General features: G+C 57.7%; 16 protein-coding genes. 8 read left to right on the top strand and 8 right to left on the bottom strand.

Annotation, left to right across the window (positions count from 1 at the left end; genetic code table 11):
- Positions 1 to 65 precede the first annotated feature (65 nt).
- The 3 genes from M2406_RS04585 to M2406_RS04575 all read left to right on the top strand — a co-directional run bounded on the left by M2406_RS04585 (position 66) and on the right by M2406_RS04575 (position 4,248).
- Entirely contained in the window at positions 66 to 1,376 is a 1,311-nt protein-coding gene (locus M2406_RS04585; RefSeq protein ID WP_012006506.1) for an MFS transporter, read from the top strand.
- 173 nt (positions 1,377 to 1,549) lie between these two features.
- Positions 1,550 to 2,809 carry an MFS transporter gene (locus M2406_RS04580; RefSeq protein WP_012006505.1) on the top strand — a complete coding sequence of 420 codons (1,260 nt, stop codon included), beginning with the start codon at positions 1,550 to 1,552 and terminating at the stop codon, positions 2,807 to 2,809.
- Positions 2,806 to 4,248 (top strand): glycoside hydrolase family 32 protein, encoded by a 1,443-nt coding sequence (locus M2406_RS04575; protein ID WP_259188910.1) that lies wholly within the window; start codon positions 2,806 to 2,808, stop codon positions 4,246 to 4,248. The genes M2406_RS04580 and M2406_RS04575 overlap by 4 nt, the downstream gene beginning before the upstream one ends.
- Positions 4,249 to 4,299: 51 nt before the next feature.
- On the opposite strand, the gene M2406_RS04570 is transcribed toward M2406_RS04575, so the two are convergent.
- From M2406_RS04570 to M2406_RS04560, 3 genes are all read right to left on the bottom strand, one after another.
- Positions 4,300 to 5,301 (bottom strand): LacI family DNA-binding transcriptional regulator, encoded by a 1,002-nt coding sequence (locus M2406_RS04570; RefSeq protein WP_259188909.1) that lies wholly within the window; start codon positions 5,299 to 5,301, stop codon positions 4,300 to 4,302.
- A gap of 67 nt (positions 5,302 to 5,368) precedes the next feature.
- Positions 5,369 to 5,932, bottom strand: a complete 564-nt coding sequence (locus M2406_RS04565) for a HutD family protein (RefSeq protein WP_259189935.1) — start codon at positions 5,930 to 5,932, stop codon at positions 5,369 to 5,371.
- A complete protein-coding gene (locus M2406_RS04560; RefSeq protein WP_259188908.1) occupies positions 5,932 to 7,302 on the bottom strand; it encodes a formimidoylglutamate deiminase in 1,371 nt (456 codons plus the stop codon). The genes M2406_RS04565 and M2406_RS04560 overlap by 1 nt, the downstream gene beginning before the upstream one ends.
- 177 nt (positions 7,303 to 7,479) lie before the next feature.
- Here M2406_RS04560 and hutC point away from each other — a divergent pair, with 177 nt between their 5' ends.
- The 4 genes from hutC to M2406_RS04540 all read left to right on the top strand — a co-directional run bounded on the left by hutC (position 7,480) and on the right by M2406_RS04540 (position 12,224).
- Positions 7,480 to 8,235, top strand: coding sequence for a histidine utilization repressor (hutC, locus tag M2406_RS04555; protein ID WP_012006500.1), 756 nt, complete (start codon positions 7,480 to 7,482; stop codon positions 8,233 to 8,235).
- 158 nt (positions 8,236 to 8,393) lie between these two features.
- Positions 8,394 to 9,617 carry an imidazolonepropionase gene (hutI, locus tag M2406_RS04550; protein WP_115184823.1) on the top strand — a complete coding sequence of 408 codons (1,224 nt, stop codon included), beginning with the start codon at positions 8,394 to 8,396 and terminating at the stop codon, positions 9,615 to 9,617.
- The gene (gene hutG, locus M2406_RS04545; RefSeq protein ID WP_017892581.1) at positions 9,614 to 10,417 is read left to right on the top strand and encodes an N-formylglutamate deformylase; all 804 of its coding nucleotides are present in this window, start codon (positions 9,614 to 9,616) and stop codon (positions 10,415 to 10,417) included. Before hutI ends, hutG begins: the two co-directional genes overlap by 4 nt.
- A gap of 271 nt (positions 10,418 to 10,688) precedes the next feature.
- Complete coding sequence (locus M2406_RS04540) at positions 10,689 to 12,224, top strand: serine hydrolase (protein ID WP_259188905.1); 1,536 nt, start codon at positions 10,689 to 10,691, stop codon at positions 12,222 to 12,224.
- Between the two features lie 9 nt (positions 12,225 to 12,233).
- Here the strand turns inward: M2406_RS04540 and M2406_RS04535 are convergent, their stop codons facing one another.
- Together M2406_RS04535 and M2406_RS04530 are read right to left on the bottom strand one after the other, a co-directional pair.
- Entirely contained in the window at positions 12,234 to 12,764 is a 531-nt protein-coding gene (locus tag M2406_RS04535; protein ID WP_259188904.1) for a chorismate mutase, read from the bottom strand.
- 113 nt (positions 12,765 to 12,877) lie between these two features.
- Entirely contained in the window at positions 12,878 to 13,372 is a 495-nt protein-coding gene (locus M2406_RS04530) for an RcnB family protein (protein WP_259188903.1), read from the bottom strand.
- Positions 13,373 to 13,832: 460 nt separating this feature from the next.
- Between M2406_RS04530 and M2406_RS04525 the strand changes: the two genes are divergently transcribed.
- Entirely contained in the window at positions 13,833 to 14,012 is a 180-nt protein-coding gene (locus M2406_RS04525; RefSeq protein ID WP_041418544.1) for a hypothetical protein, read from the top strand.
- Between the two features lie 55 nt (positions 14,013 to 14,067).
- Here the strand turns inward: M2406_RS04525 and M2406_RS04520 are convergent, their stop codons facing one another.
- The 3 genes from M2406_RS04520 to yddG all read right to left on the bottom strand — a co-directional run bounded on the left by M2406_RS04520 (position 14,068) and on the right by yddG (position 16,578).
- Positions 14,068 to 14,943, bottom strand: a complete 876-nt coding sequence (locus M2406_RS04520) for a nucleoside-specific channel-forming protein Tsx (RefSeq protein ID WP_218218074.1) — start codon at positions 14,941 to 14,943, stop codon at positions 14,068 to 14,070.
- A gap of 396 nt (positions 14,944 to 15,339) precedes the next feature.
- On the bottom strand, positions 15,340 to 15,612 hold the full coding sequence (locus M2406_RS04515) for a hypothetical protein (protein WP_012006493.1): 273 nt from the start codon (positions 15,610 to 15,612) through the stop codon (positions 15,340 to 15,342).
- A gap of 72 nt (positions 15,613 to 15,684) precedes the next feature.
- Complete coding sequence (gene yddG, locus M2406_RS04510; RefSeq protein ID WP_259188902.1) at positions 15,685 to 16,578, bottom strand: aromatic amino acid DMT transporter YddG; 894 nt, start codon at positions 16,576 to 16,578, stop codon at positions 15,685 to 15,687.
- Positions 16,579 to 16,609 lie beyond the last annotated feature (31 nt).

The raw sequence follows: 16,609 nt of genomic DNA, 5'->3' as shown, positions 1-16,609 counted from the left end.
AATTGATTGTTTTGCCATAAGAATTTAGAACGGAGTAACAATAATTCAAATACCGGGGAATGGGGATGAGCACACCAACGACGGTGATTGACGCACGTCAGTCGCGGCAGGCATTACTGGCCGGATCGGTCGGCAACTTTATCGAGTGGTATGAATTTGGCGTTTACGGTTTTCTCGCCACCGTGATCGCCGCCAACTTTTTCAGCCTGCAGGGCGAAAGCGAAATCACCAGCCTGATCCTCACCTACGCCGCCTTTGCACTGGCCTTTTTCTGTCGGCCGATCGGTGCGGTGATTTTCGGCCGCATCGGCGATCGCATTGGTCGCCGACCGACGCTGATTGCGGTATTGCTGCTGATGACGGTAGCCACGGCGCTGATCGGCGTGATGCCCACCTATGCCTCTATTGGCGTTGCCGCCCCGCTGCTGCTGACCCTGTTGCGCATGTTCCAGGGGCTGTTTGCCGGCGGTGAGTTCGGCGGCGCAGTGTCGCTGATGACCGAGTTCGCGCCCAAGGGCAAGCGCGGCCTGTTCGGTGCCTGGCAATCGCTGACCGTCGCGTTCGGGCTGCTGGCCGGTGCCGGGTTAGTGGCGCTATTGGCCGCGTTATTGACGCCGGAACAGCTGCACGATTGGGGCTGGCGCATTCCCTTCCTGCTGGCACTGCCGATGGGCGCGGTGGCATTGTGGCTGCGGTTGAAACTGCAAGAAACGCCAACCTTTACCCAGGCGCAACAAACCCGTAGCTCGACGACGCAGCCACCAGCGGTAAAACTGAGCGGCGTAGCAAAAACCATTGCTCTGGGCATTGGCCGCATGATGGGCTGGTCCGCCGCCGGTTACACTTTTTTGGTCGTCATGCCCTCCTATCTGCAAACCTCGCTGCACGCCACCTTCCAGCAGGCACTGGTCGCCACGGTGCTGGCCAACATCGGCTTCGCGCTGACCATTTTGCCCGCCGGTATCCTCAGCGATAAGCTGGGACGCAAAACGGTGATGCTGACGGCCGTGGTGGCGGTTATCCTGTTTACCTTCCCGCTGCTGCACCTGTTGCAGGACCCGCAAAGTTCACTGCTGACCAAAGGCATCGCGGTGATGATTGCCGGTGCGGTGGTCGGCTTGCTGGCCGGCCCCGGCCCGGCGATGCTGGCAGAAATGTTCCCCACCCAGGTTCGTTATACCGGTTTGGGGCTGGCCTACTCGCTGTCCAATGCGGTGTTCTCAGGCTCCGCTGGGCTAATTATCACCGGGCTTATCAAGCAGACCGGCAACCTCGATATCCCGGCCTACTACGTGGTAGCCACCTCAGTGGTCAGCCTGTTCGCGCTGATGACCCTGCGCCGCGACGATCATCTGCGTTCACTTAACGAATCTTGATCCCTTTGGGGCGCCCAGCGCGCCCTGTTTCCCCTTCGGTGATTTCGATCACACTCGCAAAATGTTAACGTTAACTTTTGTGATTAACATCGCAATACCTTACTTTGATGGCTTTATCTGGTTTAAAGTTAACGTTAACAATAGTGCCAATTTCATCCATCAGGGCATTCCACATGAACCGCGAAACAAAAAAATATTATGTGCTTCTCAGCGGCCTGTTGTTTTTCTTCTTCTTTACCTGGTCATCCAGCTTTTCACTGATCTCAATCTGGCTGAACCAGAAAATCGGCCTGAAAGGGACTGAAACCGGGCTGATCTTCGCGGCAATGTCGATCATGGCGTTGTGCGCCCAACCCTTGTACGGTTTTATTCAGGACAAGCTTGGGCTGCGTAAGCACCTGCTGCTGTTTGTCGGCGTGCTGCTGTTACTCACCGGCCCGTTCTTTATCTATGTCTACGCCCCGCTGCTGCAGAGCAACCTGGTGGTCGGCGCACTGGTGGGCGGCGTGTTTGTCAGCCTGGCGTTCAATGCCGGTATTGGCGCGCTGGAATCCTATACCGAACGAGTCAGCCGCATCGTCGGTTTCGAATTCGGCCGGGCGCGCATGTGGGGGTCATTGGGCTGGGCCAGCGCCACCTTCTTTGCCGGCTTTAACTACAATATCGACCCCAATATCAACTTCTGGATCGCTTCGGCCTCGGCGGCAGTGTTTCTGCTGTTGCTGTGGCAAGTGCGTGAGCTGAAACCCAACGCCATGGCCGGTCTGGAATACGGCAAGCCGGAAAACCTGAAGCTGCAGGACGCACTGGCCCTGCTGCGCCTGCCGGGGTTCTGGGCGCTGGTGGTGTTTGTGCTGGGCACCAGCATCTACGGCGTGTTTGACCAGCAGTTCCCGGTGTATTTCGCCTCGCAGTTCCCCACCCACGAAGAAGGCAACCGCATGTACGGTTTCCTTAATTCGCTGCAGGTGTTTCTGGAGGCCGGTGGCATGTTCCTGGCCCCGCTGCTGGTTAACCGCATTGGCATAAAGCAAAGCCTGTTGCTGGCCAGCAGCGTGATGGCGCTGCGCATGGTCGGTTCCGGCTTTGCCAGCGGCGCCCTGATGATTTCCGCCATGAAACTGCTGCACGCCGTAGAATTGCCAATCCTGCTGGTGGCGATGTTCAAGTACATCACCACCCGTTTCGACAGCCGCCTGTCCTCCACGCTGTACCTGGTGGGCTTCCAGTTTATCAGCCAAATCGTCGCCGGTTTTCTGGCACCGCTGGCCGGTTATGGTTACGACCGCATCGGCTTTGCCGACACCTATTTGCTGATGGGTTGCGCGGTGGCTGGAACCACGCTGATTTCCTGCTTCCTGCTGCGCGGCGAGACCGTCGCCAGCGCGCCTCAATTTCAATCCACGTTAAAATCAAGTGAGCCAACCCAATGAAAAATGCCTTAGCTCAAGCCGATCATGCGGTCGAAGCCCTGCGCGCTCAGCGTCAGGATCTCTACTACCCGCGCTTTCATCTGGCCCCGGCCGCCGGCTGGATCAACGATCCCAACGGCCTGGTGTGTATTAACGGCGTTTATCACGCTTTCTACCAGCACCACCCTTACGACCAGAACTGGGGGCCGATGCACTGGGGCCATGCCACCAGCCGGGATCTGGCGCACTGGCAGCACCAGCCGATCGCTCTGGCTCCCGGTGACGACTATGACAAGGACGGCTGTTTCTCCGGCTGCGCAGTAGATGATAACGGCGTACTGACGCTGCTCTATACCGGCCACGTCTGGCTGGGTAAAGCCGGTGATGACGATCAGGTGCGCGAGGTTCAGTGCCTGGCCACCAGCGAGGATGGGATCCATTTTGTTAAACACGGGCCGGTGCTGTTGCCGCCGGAAGGCATTCAACACTTTCGCGATCCGAAAGTCTGGCGCGCCGGTGACTGCTGGTGGATGGTGGTCGGAGCCAAAGAGAACGGGCTGGGACAGGCGCGCCTTTATCGCTCTAGCGACCTGCGCGACTGGCAGTTTGACCGCGTGCTGAGCGGAGCGCAAACGCTGAGTCAGGGCTTTATGTGGGAGTGCCCGGACTTCTTCCCGCTGGGCGAAAAACAGGTTCTGTTGTTTTCACCACAGGGGCTGGCGGCCCAGGGTTACCGGAATCGCAACCGCTTCCAGAGTGGCTATTTGCTCGGCCACTGGCAGCCGGGTGAGGATTTTGGCATCACACAGCCCTTCTGTGAGCTGGACAGCGGGCACGATTTCTATGCGCCGCAAAGCTTCGCCGCCGCCGATGGCCGTCGCATGCTGTTTGCCTGGATGGACATGTGGGAATCTCCGATGCCGAGTAAAGCGCACGGCTGGGCCGGTGCACTGACCCTGCCGCGTGAATTGACGCTGGCAACCGATGGCAATGTACTGATGAACCCGGCGCGGGAGCTGACGGCGTTGCGCGGTCAGCAACATTCGTTTGCCGCGGTCACATTGAGCAACCAACGGCAAGCTCTGGACGGCGAAGTGCAAGAATTGGCGCTGACGCTGAACCTGGCCAACAGCAATGCCGAGCGCTATGGCATCACTATCGGCAAAGCGGCAAGGCTGTACGTCGACAATCAGGCCCATCGCTTGGTGTTAGAGCGGTTTAGTGAGGAGCCAGGGCTGTGCGGTTGTCGCAGCGTTCCCCTACCGGAGGGGGACGAACTGTCGTTGCGAGTCTTTATTGATCGTTCATCGCTGGAGGTGTTCGTCAATCAGGGTGTGGCCTGTCTGACCAGCCGCATCTACCCGGCCGACGGTCAGCGCGGCGTTAGCCTGTTTGCCGAAGGCGGACAGGCGCAGTTTGCTGCATCACAGGGCTGGGAACTGGAAAGTATCTGGGACTGACCGCCCGGTTAATGGTAGGGGCGCCGCATGCTGCGCCCCATTTCCCCAGAGTCACAGTGATTCGCGCAGCAGCAGCGGGCAAGCCACTTTTCGCGTCTCCCGGTGATCCAGCTGATTAATCAGGTGCAGCGCCGCCTGGCGGCCCAATTCGTAGTGCGGCAGTTGTACCGTGGTCAGCGGCGGCAGGAACAGTTGACCAATGCCGACCATATTGTCATAGCCCAGCACCCCGACCTGCTGGGGGATTTTCCAGCCCTGTGCCAACAGCACCTGGTAGACCATAAACGCCACCCGATCGTTGCCGCATACCACCACATCGCAATCGCGCTGCCCCGGCGAGAAATGTCGTTGCAGCAGTTCCACGCTGTCGCGGTAGTGCTCGTCGCCGTCGGTCAGATCAAGATGATATTGCCGCAACTGCTCAACATCGCCACCGGCCTCACGCCAGGCTCGCTCCAGCCCACGACGGCGCAACCCGGCCGCCAGGGTATTTTCCGGCAGGTGAATGCACAGCGGCGCACGATACCCTTTGACGATCAGTGTACGCATGGCATCGTACTGCCCCTGCTCATCATCGGGGATGTAGCTGGCAACCGCATGTTCCGGGCAGACGCAATTGGCCAGCACCAGTTTTTTATCCAGCAATTTGGCAGGCAGACTCACCTGGCGCAGCCCCATGGTGGTGAAGATCACCCCGTCCGGCCGATGCGCCAGCAGCAAATCGATGGTGTGCTCCGCGCTGTCATCGGCGAACAGGTTGACGACAAAACTGTTCCAGCCGTGTTCACGCGCGGTTTTTTCAATCGACAGGATCATGTCAACCGAGAAAGGGGTGGTCGCGGTATCCAGCGCCAGCACGCCGAGGGTTTGCACCCGGCTGCTGTCACCGCGAATACGCCGCGCCGCGAGATCGGGCACGTAATCGAGTTGGTCAATTGCCAGCTTAACGCGTTGGTAGGTGTCCGACCGCAGCTTATCGGGCTCGTTGATGGCGCGGGATACCGTCATTAACGATACCCCGGCAAGTTTGGCAACGTCTTTCAGCGAGGCCATGCGCCCTTCTCTGTGTCGGATAGAAAACCAGATGATCCCACAACTTAGCGCCGGACTCTAGCCCACTTTAGCCGGGTGTGATGTCGGCCCACAGAATAACGCTATCCTCCACCAGCGGCGTCAGTGAACCGGAGTGCTCACCTGCCGCCCACCAGCCTCCTTCACGCACTGCCAAAGTGACACCGTCACCCAGCACCCAATTGCCCTGCAACACGTACAACACGCCCGCATGTTGCGCCGGTAACCTGGTCGCCGCTGTTACGCGTTGCACCCTGGCAGCCCAGCGCCCACGCCGGGTCATGATATTGAAATCCTGACTGCTGCCCCCCAGCAAGGTCGCCTGCAGTGCCACATCGCCAGAGAAAGAGAACGGCTCGCCGACCTGTGACAGGTGATGATCAATCTGCCCTTCGCTGAACAGGTGAACACCGTCACCTTCCAGCAGCGTGATAGAGCGATCTATGCCGTTGAACGCCGAAAACGGGCCGTCCTGCGCGATGGTGGCGATACTGGCGCGCCAGTCAAAGTCCTGAGCCCCCGGCGGCCAACAGGCAATCTCGCGGGTTTCCCCGCCGCCATTGCGCCACGGCGTGACCGGCAGTGCAGCAAAATCAAAACGCGTCAGGCTCATCATGCCTCCTGCTGGAAGGTTTTCAGCACCTGCAAGAACTCCGTGCTGCTCTGTTGCTGTAACGCGTGACGCCCCTGGTCGATCACCTGACGACCGCCGACAAAGACGTCGCGAATTTGTTCTTTACCTCCGGCAAACAACCAGCGATTCAGAATGGAGGCATCCGGTGCGGCGGCCAGGTAAGGATCGTCACCGTCCAGTACCAGCCAGTCGGCACGGTAGCCGCTTAGCAAACGACCGATCGGCGCGCCACAGGCCTGTGCCCCACCCTGCAGGGCCTGCTGATAAAGCACGTCAGCCACCGCAGGCTGCTCCGGCGTGGTCAGGCGGTTGCGCCGCTGGTCACGCAGGCGCTGGCCGTATTCGAACCAGCGCAGCTCCTCTACCACGTTGAGCGATACATGGCTGTCGGAACCAATGCCCCAACGGCCCTGATGTTGCAGATAAGCGTCACCGGGGAAAATACCGTCGCCCAGATTGGCTTCGGTGGTCAGGCACAGGCCCGCCACCGCCTTGCTGCGCGCCAACTGCTCGAGCTCGTCGCGATCAAGGTGGGTAGCGTGCACCAGACACCAGCGGCTATCCACCGGCAGGTGCTCATACAACCAGGCCACCGGACGACGACCGCTCCAGGCCAGGCAGTCATTAACTTCTTTTTGCTGCTCGGCGATATGGATATGCACCGGCAGCGTTTGATCGGATGCCGCCAGGATCTGCTGCATCTGGCCCAGTTCCACCGCACGCAGCGAGTGGAAACACAAGCCCTGGTTCTGCAGGGGCTGATCAACCAACTGCCGTGCGATCACCTGCTGCTGTTCCAGATAGCCGTCCGCATCCTGAATAAAACGTCTTTGCCCCGGCTGGGCGGGCTGGCCGCCGAACCCGGCGTAGCTGTACAGCACCGGCAACAGCGTCATACCGATCCCCGCCTGCGCCGCCGCCTGGCTGAGCCGACCGGTCATTTCGCCACGATCGGCATAAGGATTGCCGTCGGCACCATGATGCAGATAGTGGAACTCTGCCACCTGGGTGTATCCGCCTTTCAGCATTTCGATATACAGTTGGCGAGCAATGACCTCAACCTGCTCCGGCGTCAACCGCTGTACCAGGCGATACATCAGATCGCGCCAGGTCCAGAAACTGTCCTGCGGATTGCCCGCCACCTCCGCCAACCCGGCCATCGCACGCTGAAAGGCGTGAGAATGAAGGTTCGGCATACCCGGCACTACGTCGCCGTGCAGTCGGGTACAGCCCTCAGGATCGGCATCGGCAGTCACCTGGGTCAGGTGGCCTTGCGCATTAACGTCCAACCGAACGTTATGCGCCCAGCCTTCAGGAAGCAGAGCGCGTGAGGCAAAATAAGCAGGCATGGCAGAATTCCACTGTTAGTGTAAAGACTAATAACGCGCGATAATCGCGCATCCGAAAAATGCACTGGCCCATCGCATTGCTGTGGCGAACCGGCCCTTAGTTGTATATACATATACATACGCCGACACCAACAGTAAACTGGTGTTATTATTTTTTTATTTGACGAGGTTAACGTCTTGGTTGATCAACAGACCGTGCTGCAACTGGCTGCTGCCATGAGCGATACCCCCGCCCCGATCTATCAACGGGTCAAGCAGGCGATCGTAAACCAAATCCGTGCCGGCCACTGGTTACCGCACCAACGCGTCCCCTCGGAAAGTGAACTGGTGGCCGAGCTTGGCGTCAGTCGCATGACCATCAACCGTGCGCTGCGCGAACTGACCACCGAAGGTTTCCTGATCCGCATGCAGGGCGTGGGGACCTTTGTCGCCGAAGCCAAAGCGCACACCGCCCTGCTGGAAGTGCATAACATCGCCGACGAAATCGCCGCCCGTGGCCACCGCCACAGCAGCAAGATCCTGCAGCTAAAGGCCCGTCCGGCCAGTGAAGAAGAAGCGCTGGCACTAGGCATTCAACCCGGCCAGCAGCTGTTCTATTCGCAAATCGTGCATTATGAAAACGACCTGCCGGTGCAGGTGGAAGACCGCTGCGTCAATCCTCTGATCGCCCCCGACTACATGCTGCAGGATTTCGATCGCGTCACGCCTTATATCTACCTGACGCAGGCCGCCCCGTTGACCGCAGGCGAGCACATCGTGGAAGCCGTGGTACCAACCCATCAGGAGCGCGAACTGCTGCAACTGGAGGACCACGAACCCGGCCTGCTGATCCATCGCCGCACCTGGTCCGGCAAAACCGTCGTGACCTCGGCGCGCCTGCTGTACCCCGGCAGCCGCTATCAACTGTTTGGCCGTTTCACCAGCGAAGTCTGACCCCGGCGGGTGCTGCTTTGGCACCCGTCCTTCCACAACGATCACATCCCGATAACAAATTTTTATCCCGCCTCTTGTGACAACTCAATGAATGCGCTAGGTTGTTTTTAATTGTATATACAACCATGTGGGAGCCAAGGCTCCGGCGGAGAAAAGCCATGACTTCTGAGATTCACTGCGACAGCCTGTGGTACGGGGCCGATATCGTCACCATGCGCGACGGCAAGTATCACACCCTCAGCAACGGCGCGATCGCCACGCGTGACGGCAAAATTGTCTGGCTAGGCGAATATGACGCGCTGCCGGCGACGCTGACCGCAGATGAAAGGGTAAAATTCGACGGCGGCATAATCACGCCAGGCTTTATCGATTGCCACACCCACCTGGTGTTCGGCGGCAACCGCAGCGCAGAGTTCGAACAGCGCCTGAACGGCGTGAGCTATGCCGAGATCGCCGCTCAGGGCGGCGGCATCATTTCCACGGTCAAGGCCACCCGCGATGCCGACGAAGAACGGTTACTGGAACAGGCTCTGTTCCGACTGCGCCCTCTGCTGGCAGAAGGCGTGACCTGCGTGGAGATCAAATCCGGTTATGGACTGACGCCGGAAAGCGAACTGAAAATGCTGCGCGTGGCGCGTCGACTGGGCGAACTGCTGCCGGTAGAGGTGAAAACCACCTGCCTGGCGGCGCACGCACTGCCGCCGGAATATGCCAACAGGGCCGACGACTATATCGATTTGGTGTGCAATACCATTATTCCTCAGGCCGCCGCCGCCGGGCTGGCTGACGCGGTTGACGCCTTCTGTGAACATCTGGCGTTCTCACCGGCCCAGGTGGCACGGGTGTTTGCCGCCGCAGAAGCCGCCGGACTGCCGGTGAAACTGCACGCCGAACAGCTTTCCGCGCTGGGTGGCAGCGAATTGGCGGCGCAGCACCATGCGCTTTCCGCCGATCATCTTGAATATGCCACCGAACAGGATGCCCGGGCGATGGGCGACGCCGGTACCGTTGCGGTGCTGTTGCCGGGCGCTTACTACCTGCTGCGCGAAACCCAATGCCCACCGGTTGATTTATTCCGTAAACACAACGTGGCGATGGCGATTGCCAGCGACGCCAACCCTGGCACCTCTCCGGCACTGTCGCTGCGCCTGATGATCAACATGGCCTGTACGCTGTTCCGTCTGACACCGGAAGAAGCTCTGGCAGGCGTAACGACCCACGCGGCGAAAGCGCTGGGCCTGCAGGCGAGCCACGGCACGCTGGAAACCGGCAAGGTGGCCGACTTTATACACTGGCCGCTGTCGCGACCGGCTGAACTGGCTTATTGGTTGGGTGGACAACTGCCCTGCACGGTGATTTTCCGAGGAGAAATACGTCAATGACCATTCGCGATCCTTTTGATTTCCATGCTGGCAGCCTGCCGCTGCTGATCAGCATTCCCCACGCCGGGACCCGGCTCACTCCGGCGGTTGAGGCCGGTTTAACCGAGGATGCACGGCCGCTGCCCGACACTGACTGGCATATCCCTCAGTTATATGATTTTGCCCGTGCGATGGGTGCCAGCGTGCTGGTCGGCAATTACTCGCGCTTTGTCATTGACCTGAACCGCCCGGCGGACGATAAACCGCTGTATACCACCGCCACCACCGGCCTGTACCCTGACGTGCTGTTTGACGGCCGTCCGAGTTTTCAGCCGGGCAAGGCACCTTCTGACCAGGAACGGGCCGGCTATCTGCAGCAGATCTGGCAGCCGTATCACCAGCAGTTGCAAGACGAACTGGCGCGGTTAAAGGCTAAACACGGCTACGCGCTGCTGTTTGATGCGCATTCTATCGCCTCGGTGATCCCGCGTTTATTCGACGGTAAACTGCCAGATCTCAATCTGGGTACCAACGGCGGCGAAAGTTGCGCCCCGGCGCTGAGCGACCGTCTGGTTGCCTGTTGTGAACAACAACAGCAATTCACCCACGTGCTTAACGGCCGCTTCAAGGGGGGGTATATCACTCGCGCTTATGGACAACCGCACCAGCAGCAGCACGCGATCCAACTGGAGTTGGCGCAGGTGAACTACATGTCCGAACAGTATCCCTTTGCCTTTGACCCACAGCGCGCCGCTTCCCTGCAACGCCTGCTGAAACAAATGATCGACAGCCTGCTGTCCTGGGGTGGCCAGCCGCGCTAACCCTTTTCGTCCCTGCTGCGGGGTCAGGTTATGGCCCCGCAGCCAGCACGCCCTCTGAACGATATTTCTTAGCCGGCTAATTTTCTGGCGCACATCTTGCTTCTCTCCCTCCACCGTTTCGATTTGCGTACTGCATCGCAGTTTTGATCGAAAATCTGCCTATCTGGTCGGAACAGCGCACAAAACAGCGGCACAGGGATTTCGCGGTACGCGACAATCTGGCGAAAAGCCCGCTGAGGCACAAATCAGGAACTTACTCTGGAGGCGATGTATGTCCGAAGTCCCACTAAACTGGCGCGCCGCACAGGCATGCGCCGAGCAGTTGCTGGCTGATTGGCAGCGCGACGGCGAGCCCGGCGGTGCCATTACCCTGTTCGACGCCGCACAGGTCCAGGCGTGCGCCAGCGCCGGTCTGGCTGACCTGGCACAAGAAACCCCTTTTACCGCCGACAGCGTGGTGCGTTATGCGTCGGTGACCAAACATATTTTTGCCGCGCTGGCGCTGAACGCCACCGACAACGCCCTGAACCTGGATGACCGGCTTGGCGACTTGCTGCCGGAGCTGCAGGCCCCACTGGCGGACGTTACCGTCGGGCAGGCGCTGGACATGACCAGTGGGCTGCCTGACGTGCGTGAAACCCTCGGGCTGCTGGGCATCTCGGTACATACCCGCAGCGAAGCGCAACCGGTGATGCAGTTCCTTCAGGAGCTTGGCGGGCTGAACTATCCGGCCGGCAGCGAAATCACCTATACCAATACCGGCTATCGCCTGGTTGAGGCGGCGCTGCAAGCCAAGGGGTATGACTTTAACCATCTGGTGCAGCAACACATCGCCCAGCCGCTAAAAGTGCAGCTACGGGCGCCAGAGAGCTGGTTTGACGTGGTACCGGGGCTAACCCCCGGTTACTGGCGTTCAAAACAGGGTTGGCAACTGGCCAGTGCCGGCCTGCATCTCTCCGCCTCCGGCAGTCTGACCGGCAGCGCCAATGCCCTCACCCGCTGGTTGCAAACGCTGCTGGCCGATCAGGGGCCGGGGCGCGGCGTGCTGGCGCAACTGAGCGCTCCGCGACACCTCAATCAGGGTCAACTCAGCGCTTACGGGTTGGGGCTGGCGCGAACTCCGCTCGGCAAACATCGTCTGCTGGGACACGGCGGCTCCCACGCCGGTTACAAAACCTACTTCCTGCTGGCACCCGATAGGCAAGTCGGTGTCGCACTGGTGGCTAACCGCGAGGACTGCGACAGTTTCGGCATGGCATTGCGGGTGATGGCCGCCTTACTGGGCGCAACACTACCGCAACGCAGCTGCGCCATTCCCGATGGCATTTACACCACGGTAGCCGATCCCTATTGGCTGGAAGTGAAGGACGGTAATGTCGCCTATATGGGGAGCGATGAACCGCTGTATCAGGCCGATGACGGCTACGCGGTCTCGCTTTCCGCCCATATGCCGATGCGGCTGAAATGGACCGGCGAAGCGGTTGAGGGAGAAGTCTGCCACGTGGAACGCCGTTTCCTGCCGGTCACGGCCAACCGCGAGTGTCTGAAACACGTGCAGGGTTTGTGGTATCACCCGCAATACCGCACCGCCTTTGAAATTTGCGGTGACCAGGTACACATCGGCGTTGGCCCCGCAGCGCAGTACGGCACTATCAGCTCACTGGGTCAGGGCCGCATGCTGGTCGAAAGCAGCGACGGCCCGTGGCAGAAGCGTTTTTGCCTGTACTTTCGTGGTTATAGCGTGAACTTGATTGCCAACCGCAGCCGGGTACTGACCTTTCAGCGTAGCGGTGCCGGTGGCGATTAATCCTGCCCATCACCCCGGTTTGCCGGCCCGAACGGCCAGTAAGGCGGTAAACAGCCGCTGCTTGTCGGCCTCACTGAGGTTAGTCTGCGTTAGAGTATGAATGAAACTGTTACGGGCGGCTTCGGTCAGCGGACCGGTTTTCAACTGCTGCGCCAGCCGCTGTAAAATGCGGCTGCTGAGTTCGGCAATTTGTGGCCGCACGCTATCCAACGGGCGCGGCTGCCAGTCATTTTCCGGTTGTGCCAGCCAGTCGGCGCGGAAACGGTACTGAATTGCCTTGGCGGCATCCATTTGCGCCAGGATAAATGGCCGCACCGTCAGCGGATCCAATCCCAGGCGTTCTGCCTCTGCTTGCGCGCCAGCCAACACTTTAGATTCCTGCGCCAAATCCTCGATCGGCAAATGCTGCTGCGCCTTGTAACCGGCAACGTCCTTCATATAAGCCAGCCGCTGATTAACCAGTTCGCCGAGCGCCACACCGCCGTCCGCCAGCGCTGAAAAACTGACCAGGCAGCAGGCAATCAATAACGTCCTGAACATGACCATTCCTTATCTTCTCGAAAATAATCAGGAAAAGAGTTCACCACGTTCCCCTACCCCAGGCAAATAAAAAAGCCTCGCCGAAGCGAGGCTTTAAAACGGAGTGTGTAATCTTAGTTAAATACGCCGTTGATCACCGAGGCCACCAGGGCGGTACTCAGCGCCACCAGCACCAGATCGTCACCGGCTATACGCCATTCATAGCCCGGGTAATAAGGCAGATCGCGCAACATGGATGACGGCACCATTTTCTTGGCGATGCCCGGAGGCAGCGGCTTGCCGCGCGCCAGATTTTTGGCAATCCCCGGCGGCAATGAGCTGTAGCCGGTCAAACCATAGTTTCGTGCCAGTGAACGTGCACGATCGCGGGTAATACTGACGGAAACCAGCCCCTGGTCACTCTCGTTGCCTTTGGCTTTATTCCCATGATTGCCGTTATTACCATGATTACCGCTGTTGCCATGATTACCGCTGTTGCCATGATTGCCACTGTTGCCATGACCGTTACCGTTACCGTTGCCCCCTTTATCGGCAAATGCCGGGGCGGATGACAGGCCCATCGAAACAATCAGCGCCAGCACTGTGAGAGTAGTACGACGTTTGCTCATGATTTCACTTCCTGCATGGGTTATTAACGTCACTATAAGCCTAATTCCCCACATAAAGCATGCGGAAAACTCTGAGAGTATGATCCCCTTTAGAGACCTGTGGCAGGCAATGTTGAGAAATATTATTCCAGCGCAAAACAATTCGATAAAACCGAATTTTAAGCCCAGATTTTTCTTGCAGCAAAATAAGTCTTGCCGTAGTTTGGCAGTGTCACAAAAAAGAGTTAGCTTGCTCTTTTTCGTCGCACCTCAAATCATTTATTATCATCCAGAATGATAATTCTGACGATTTCCCGCCGCTCAGTGCGGGATTCTTTTTACCAATAATTAGACATCAGATGCACCAATACAGTGCTTTTTGTTGAGATTTGGTTGCCAATACTTTAAATTCAGCGTCTGAGAAACCTTAACCTCCCGCGGTAGCCAGTTGGCGACGGGTGGGCGTTCAGGAGCAAAAGACATGCAAATGACCCTCATGGAATATATCACGCAGCACTTTAATGGCGATCTTCACCGCTACGCGCAATCCGAAGGCGTGAGCCGTGAACAAATCATCAGTTGGATTGATAATGAATGCCACGTAATCAAAGGACGATTATTTATGCCGGTGCGACATTTACCCGCTGAACAAGTGCAGTGATGACGAAAAAAAACCCCGCCAAAGCGGGGTTTTCTGTTTCTGATACCACGGAAAATCAGAAGTTATAACCGGCGACCAGGTAGTAGCCCCAGCCGGTGGATTTGATTGGGCCTTGTGGAGTACCGATATCCACGCCATCCTGCCACTGGCCGCCGTTATGGAAGTAACGGGCCACGAAGGAGTAGTGCCAGTGATCGTAGTTCAGCGCCAGAATATGGCTGGAAGCGATCGAGTTACTGGTGCGTGCCTGACGTCCATTAACCGTGAAGTCGTCTTTGCCCAGATCGGAACCAAAGTCAAAGTTGGTAAAGCCGATGTAGCTCAGATTGCCGCCCCACACCTGGGTCAACGGCACAAAGTATTTCACCTTGAAACGGTAACCATCCCAGCTGTTTTCGTTGGCAGCCTGATAGTTTTCCCACTGGTATTTGGCATAGATGTTCATCGACAGGCTCATCGGCAGGCCGGTCTCGATATCGGTGCCCAGACCCATGTACCAGGTGTTCTGACGGCCGTCGGTGTCGTGGCCCAGGTCATAGATGTAGTTGTTGGCGAAGTACCATTCTTTGAATGGACCAAAGCTCAGATCGGTACCGGTCAGTTTGTCGATAGAGAAACGAGGTTCGATCTCCATAAACATCGGTGAGCCCTTGTCCCAGATACCACGGTCCGGGGTGTTACCAACGCCGAAGAATTTAGGCACATCGACGTAGCCATAGAAATCAAACCAATCTTTTTTAGCGAAGGCTTCGTACTCCAGGTAGACGTCGTTGTTCAACTGAGGTCCGAAACGGGTGTGGTAGCTGCCCACCACGTTAACGCTCTGGTGCCACCAATCCGAGACGTATTGGCTGTCTTTGCTATCAGCCATTGATGATGCACTGTAAGACGCTGCGAGCAGGATACCTGCTGCGAGAGCTATTTTTTTCATTTTATTACCACATGCTTAAAGGGCCATTTCCTGCCCGTTAGAAAAGATGACAATGAGTCTGACGACACCTGGCGTTGCCTCCGCTTACAAACTTCTTGGGCGACGCGCGCATTATAGAAATCACCGGGTGTAAGAATCTGTGATCCAGTTATGCATTTCGCGAATAGGTAATCGATTGCGTTCACATTTGTCAAATTATGTTTCATGAAAATTCACGTTCGCTGTGATTTTTGTCATGCACGGTGATTTTTAAAGCAGTTTCTGTGCCAATTGTGCGCAACACAAAAAGTTACCGGATCTTTTCGCAGAAATGAAAAAGCCGGTGTTTTTAGCACCGGCATTTCTTGGGAATGCTACTGAGGAAAACGGAGGATACGGCGGAACACTTGCCAGGATTCAGCTAATTGAAGGTATTGCCTTGGCGATATTTTCCTTACGGAATACCACCTCTTGCCCCGGCTGGATCTCCCACTCCCTGGGCGGGATATCCACCTTCGGCGCGGCGGCGATCACCGAGCCATAAATCAGTTTGTCTTCCCGGCGCAGAATGCTGACATCAAGCTGATATTCATGGCGCAGATTGGCGGTAGTCAGGCGCACGGTATCACCGCGCATATAACTTCCACCGTCAATCTCTGGCTGCTGAATGAATTGGATATCGTCTCTCATTTTTATGTTCCTTCATGTTTGTCTGCTAGTTAGATTCTAGTTCAACATTGGGCAACCGGCGGAGCATTTCCGTTAGTTTCCTCGGGTTGCCCGCCAACAAATTAACGATCCCAGAGTCACCATTACCACGCCCTGCCAGAAACTGGCGGTCAGTGCGGTATTCAATACCAGTGCGGCAAATACCGCCGACAGCACCGGGGTAAAATAGGATACCGTCGCCAACAGCGTCATATTGCCGTGCAAAATACCCACATTCCACGCCGCGTACCCCGCCCCCATCGCCATGCCGGCACAGAGTAACGTCAGGGTCACCGGCAGGGTGAACTGCATCCCGCTTTCGTGGCTAAAGGCGTATTTCACCCACAGCGCAACGGCGGTCAGGGTAATAAACAGCACCACGCCGTTATGGCCCTGGGCAATTCTCTTGGTCAGGTTGCAATATAACGCCCAAATTATCGCGCCACCGAAGGCCAGCGAATAACTCAATGGATTGCTGCGCACGTTTGCCAGCATTTGCGCCGGCGACCAGCCGCCCTCACCGCTCATGATCCAACCGATACCGAACAATGACAGCAGTAATCCGGGCAGTAGCCACCACTTGGCCCTTTGTCCGTTAAACACCAGCGCCAACAGTACGGTGAAACAGGGCCAAAGGTAGTTGATCATCCCGACCTCGATGGCCTGCAGGCGGGTGTTGGCATAGCCCAGCGACAGCGACAGACAGATCTCATAGCTGACAAACAGCAGGCTGCCGAGGATCAGGTAGGCGCGTGGGAAATGGCGAAGATTGGGTAGCCGGAGCGCCAACAGCAGAAAAACCGCGCTGACGCTGTAAATCATCGCGGCACCGCCAATGGGCCCCAACCCTTCGCTGACGCTGCGGATCAGGCCAACCACGCTGCTCCACAGCAGGATCGCCAGCAGACCGAGCAAAGTGGCTTTATACGAAACGGGGAGTGAAGACATGGAGGTGATCCAATCGGTTATTTTTTATCAG

It is taken from the genome of Serratia sp. BIGb0163, from assembly GCF_024809935.1.
Lineage (GTDB): Bacteria > Pseudomonadota > Gammaproteobacteria > Enterobacterales > Enterobacteriaceae > Serratia > Serratia quinivorans.
This window is presented reverse-complemented; position numbering and strand designations above follow the sequence as displayed.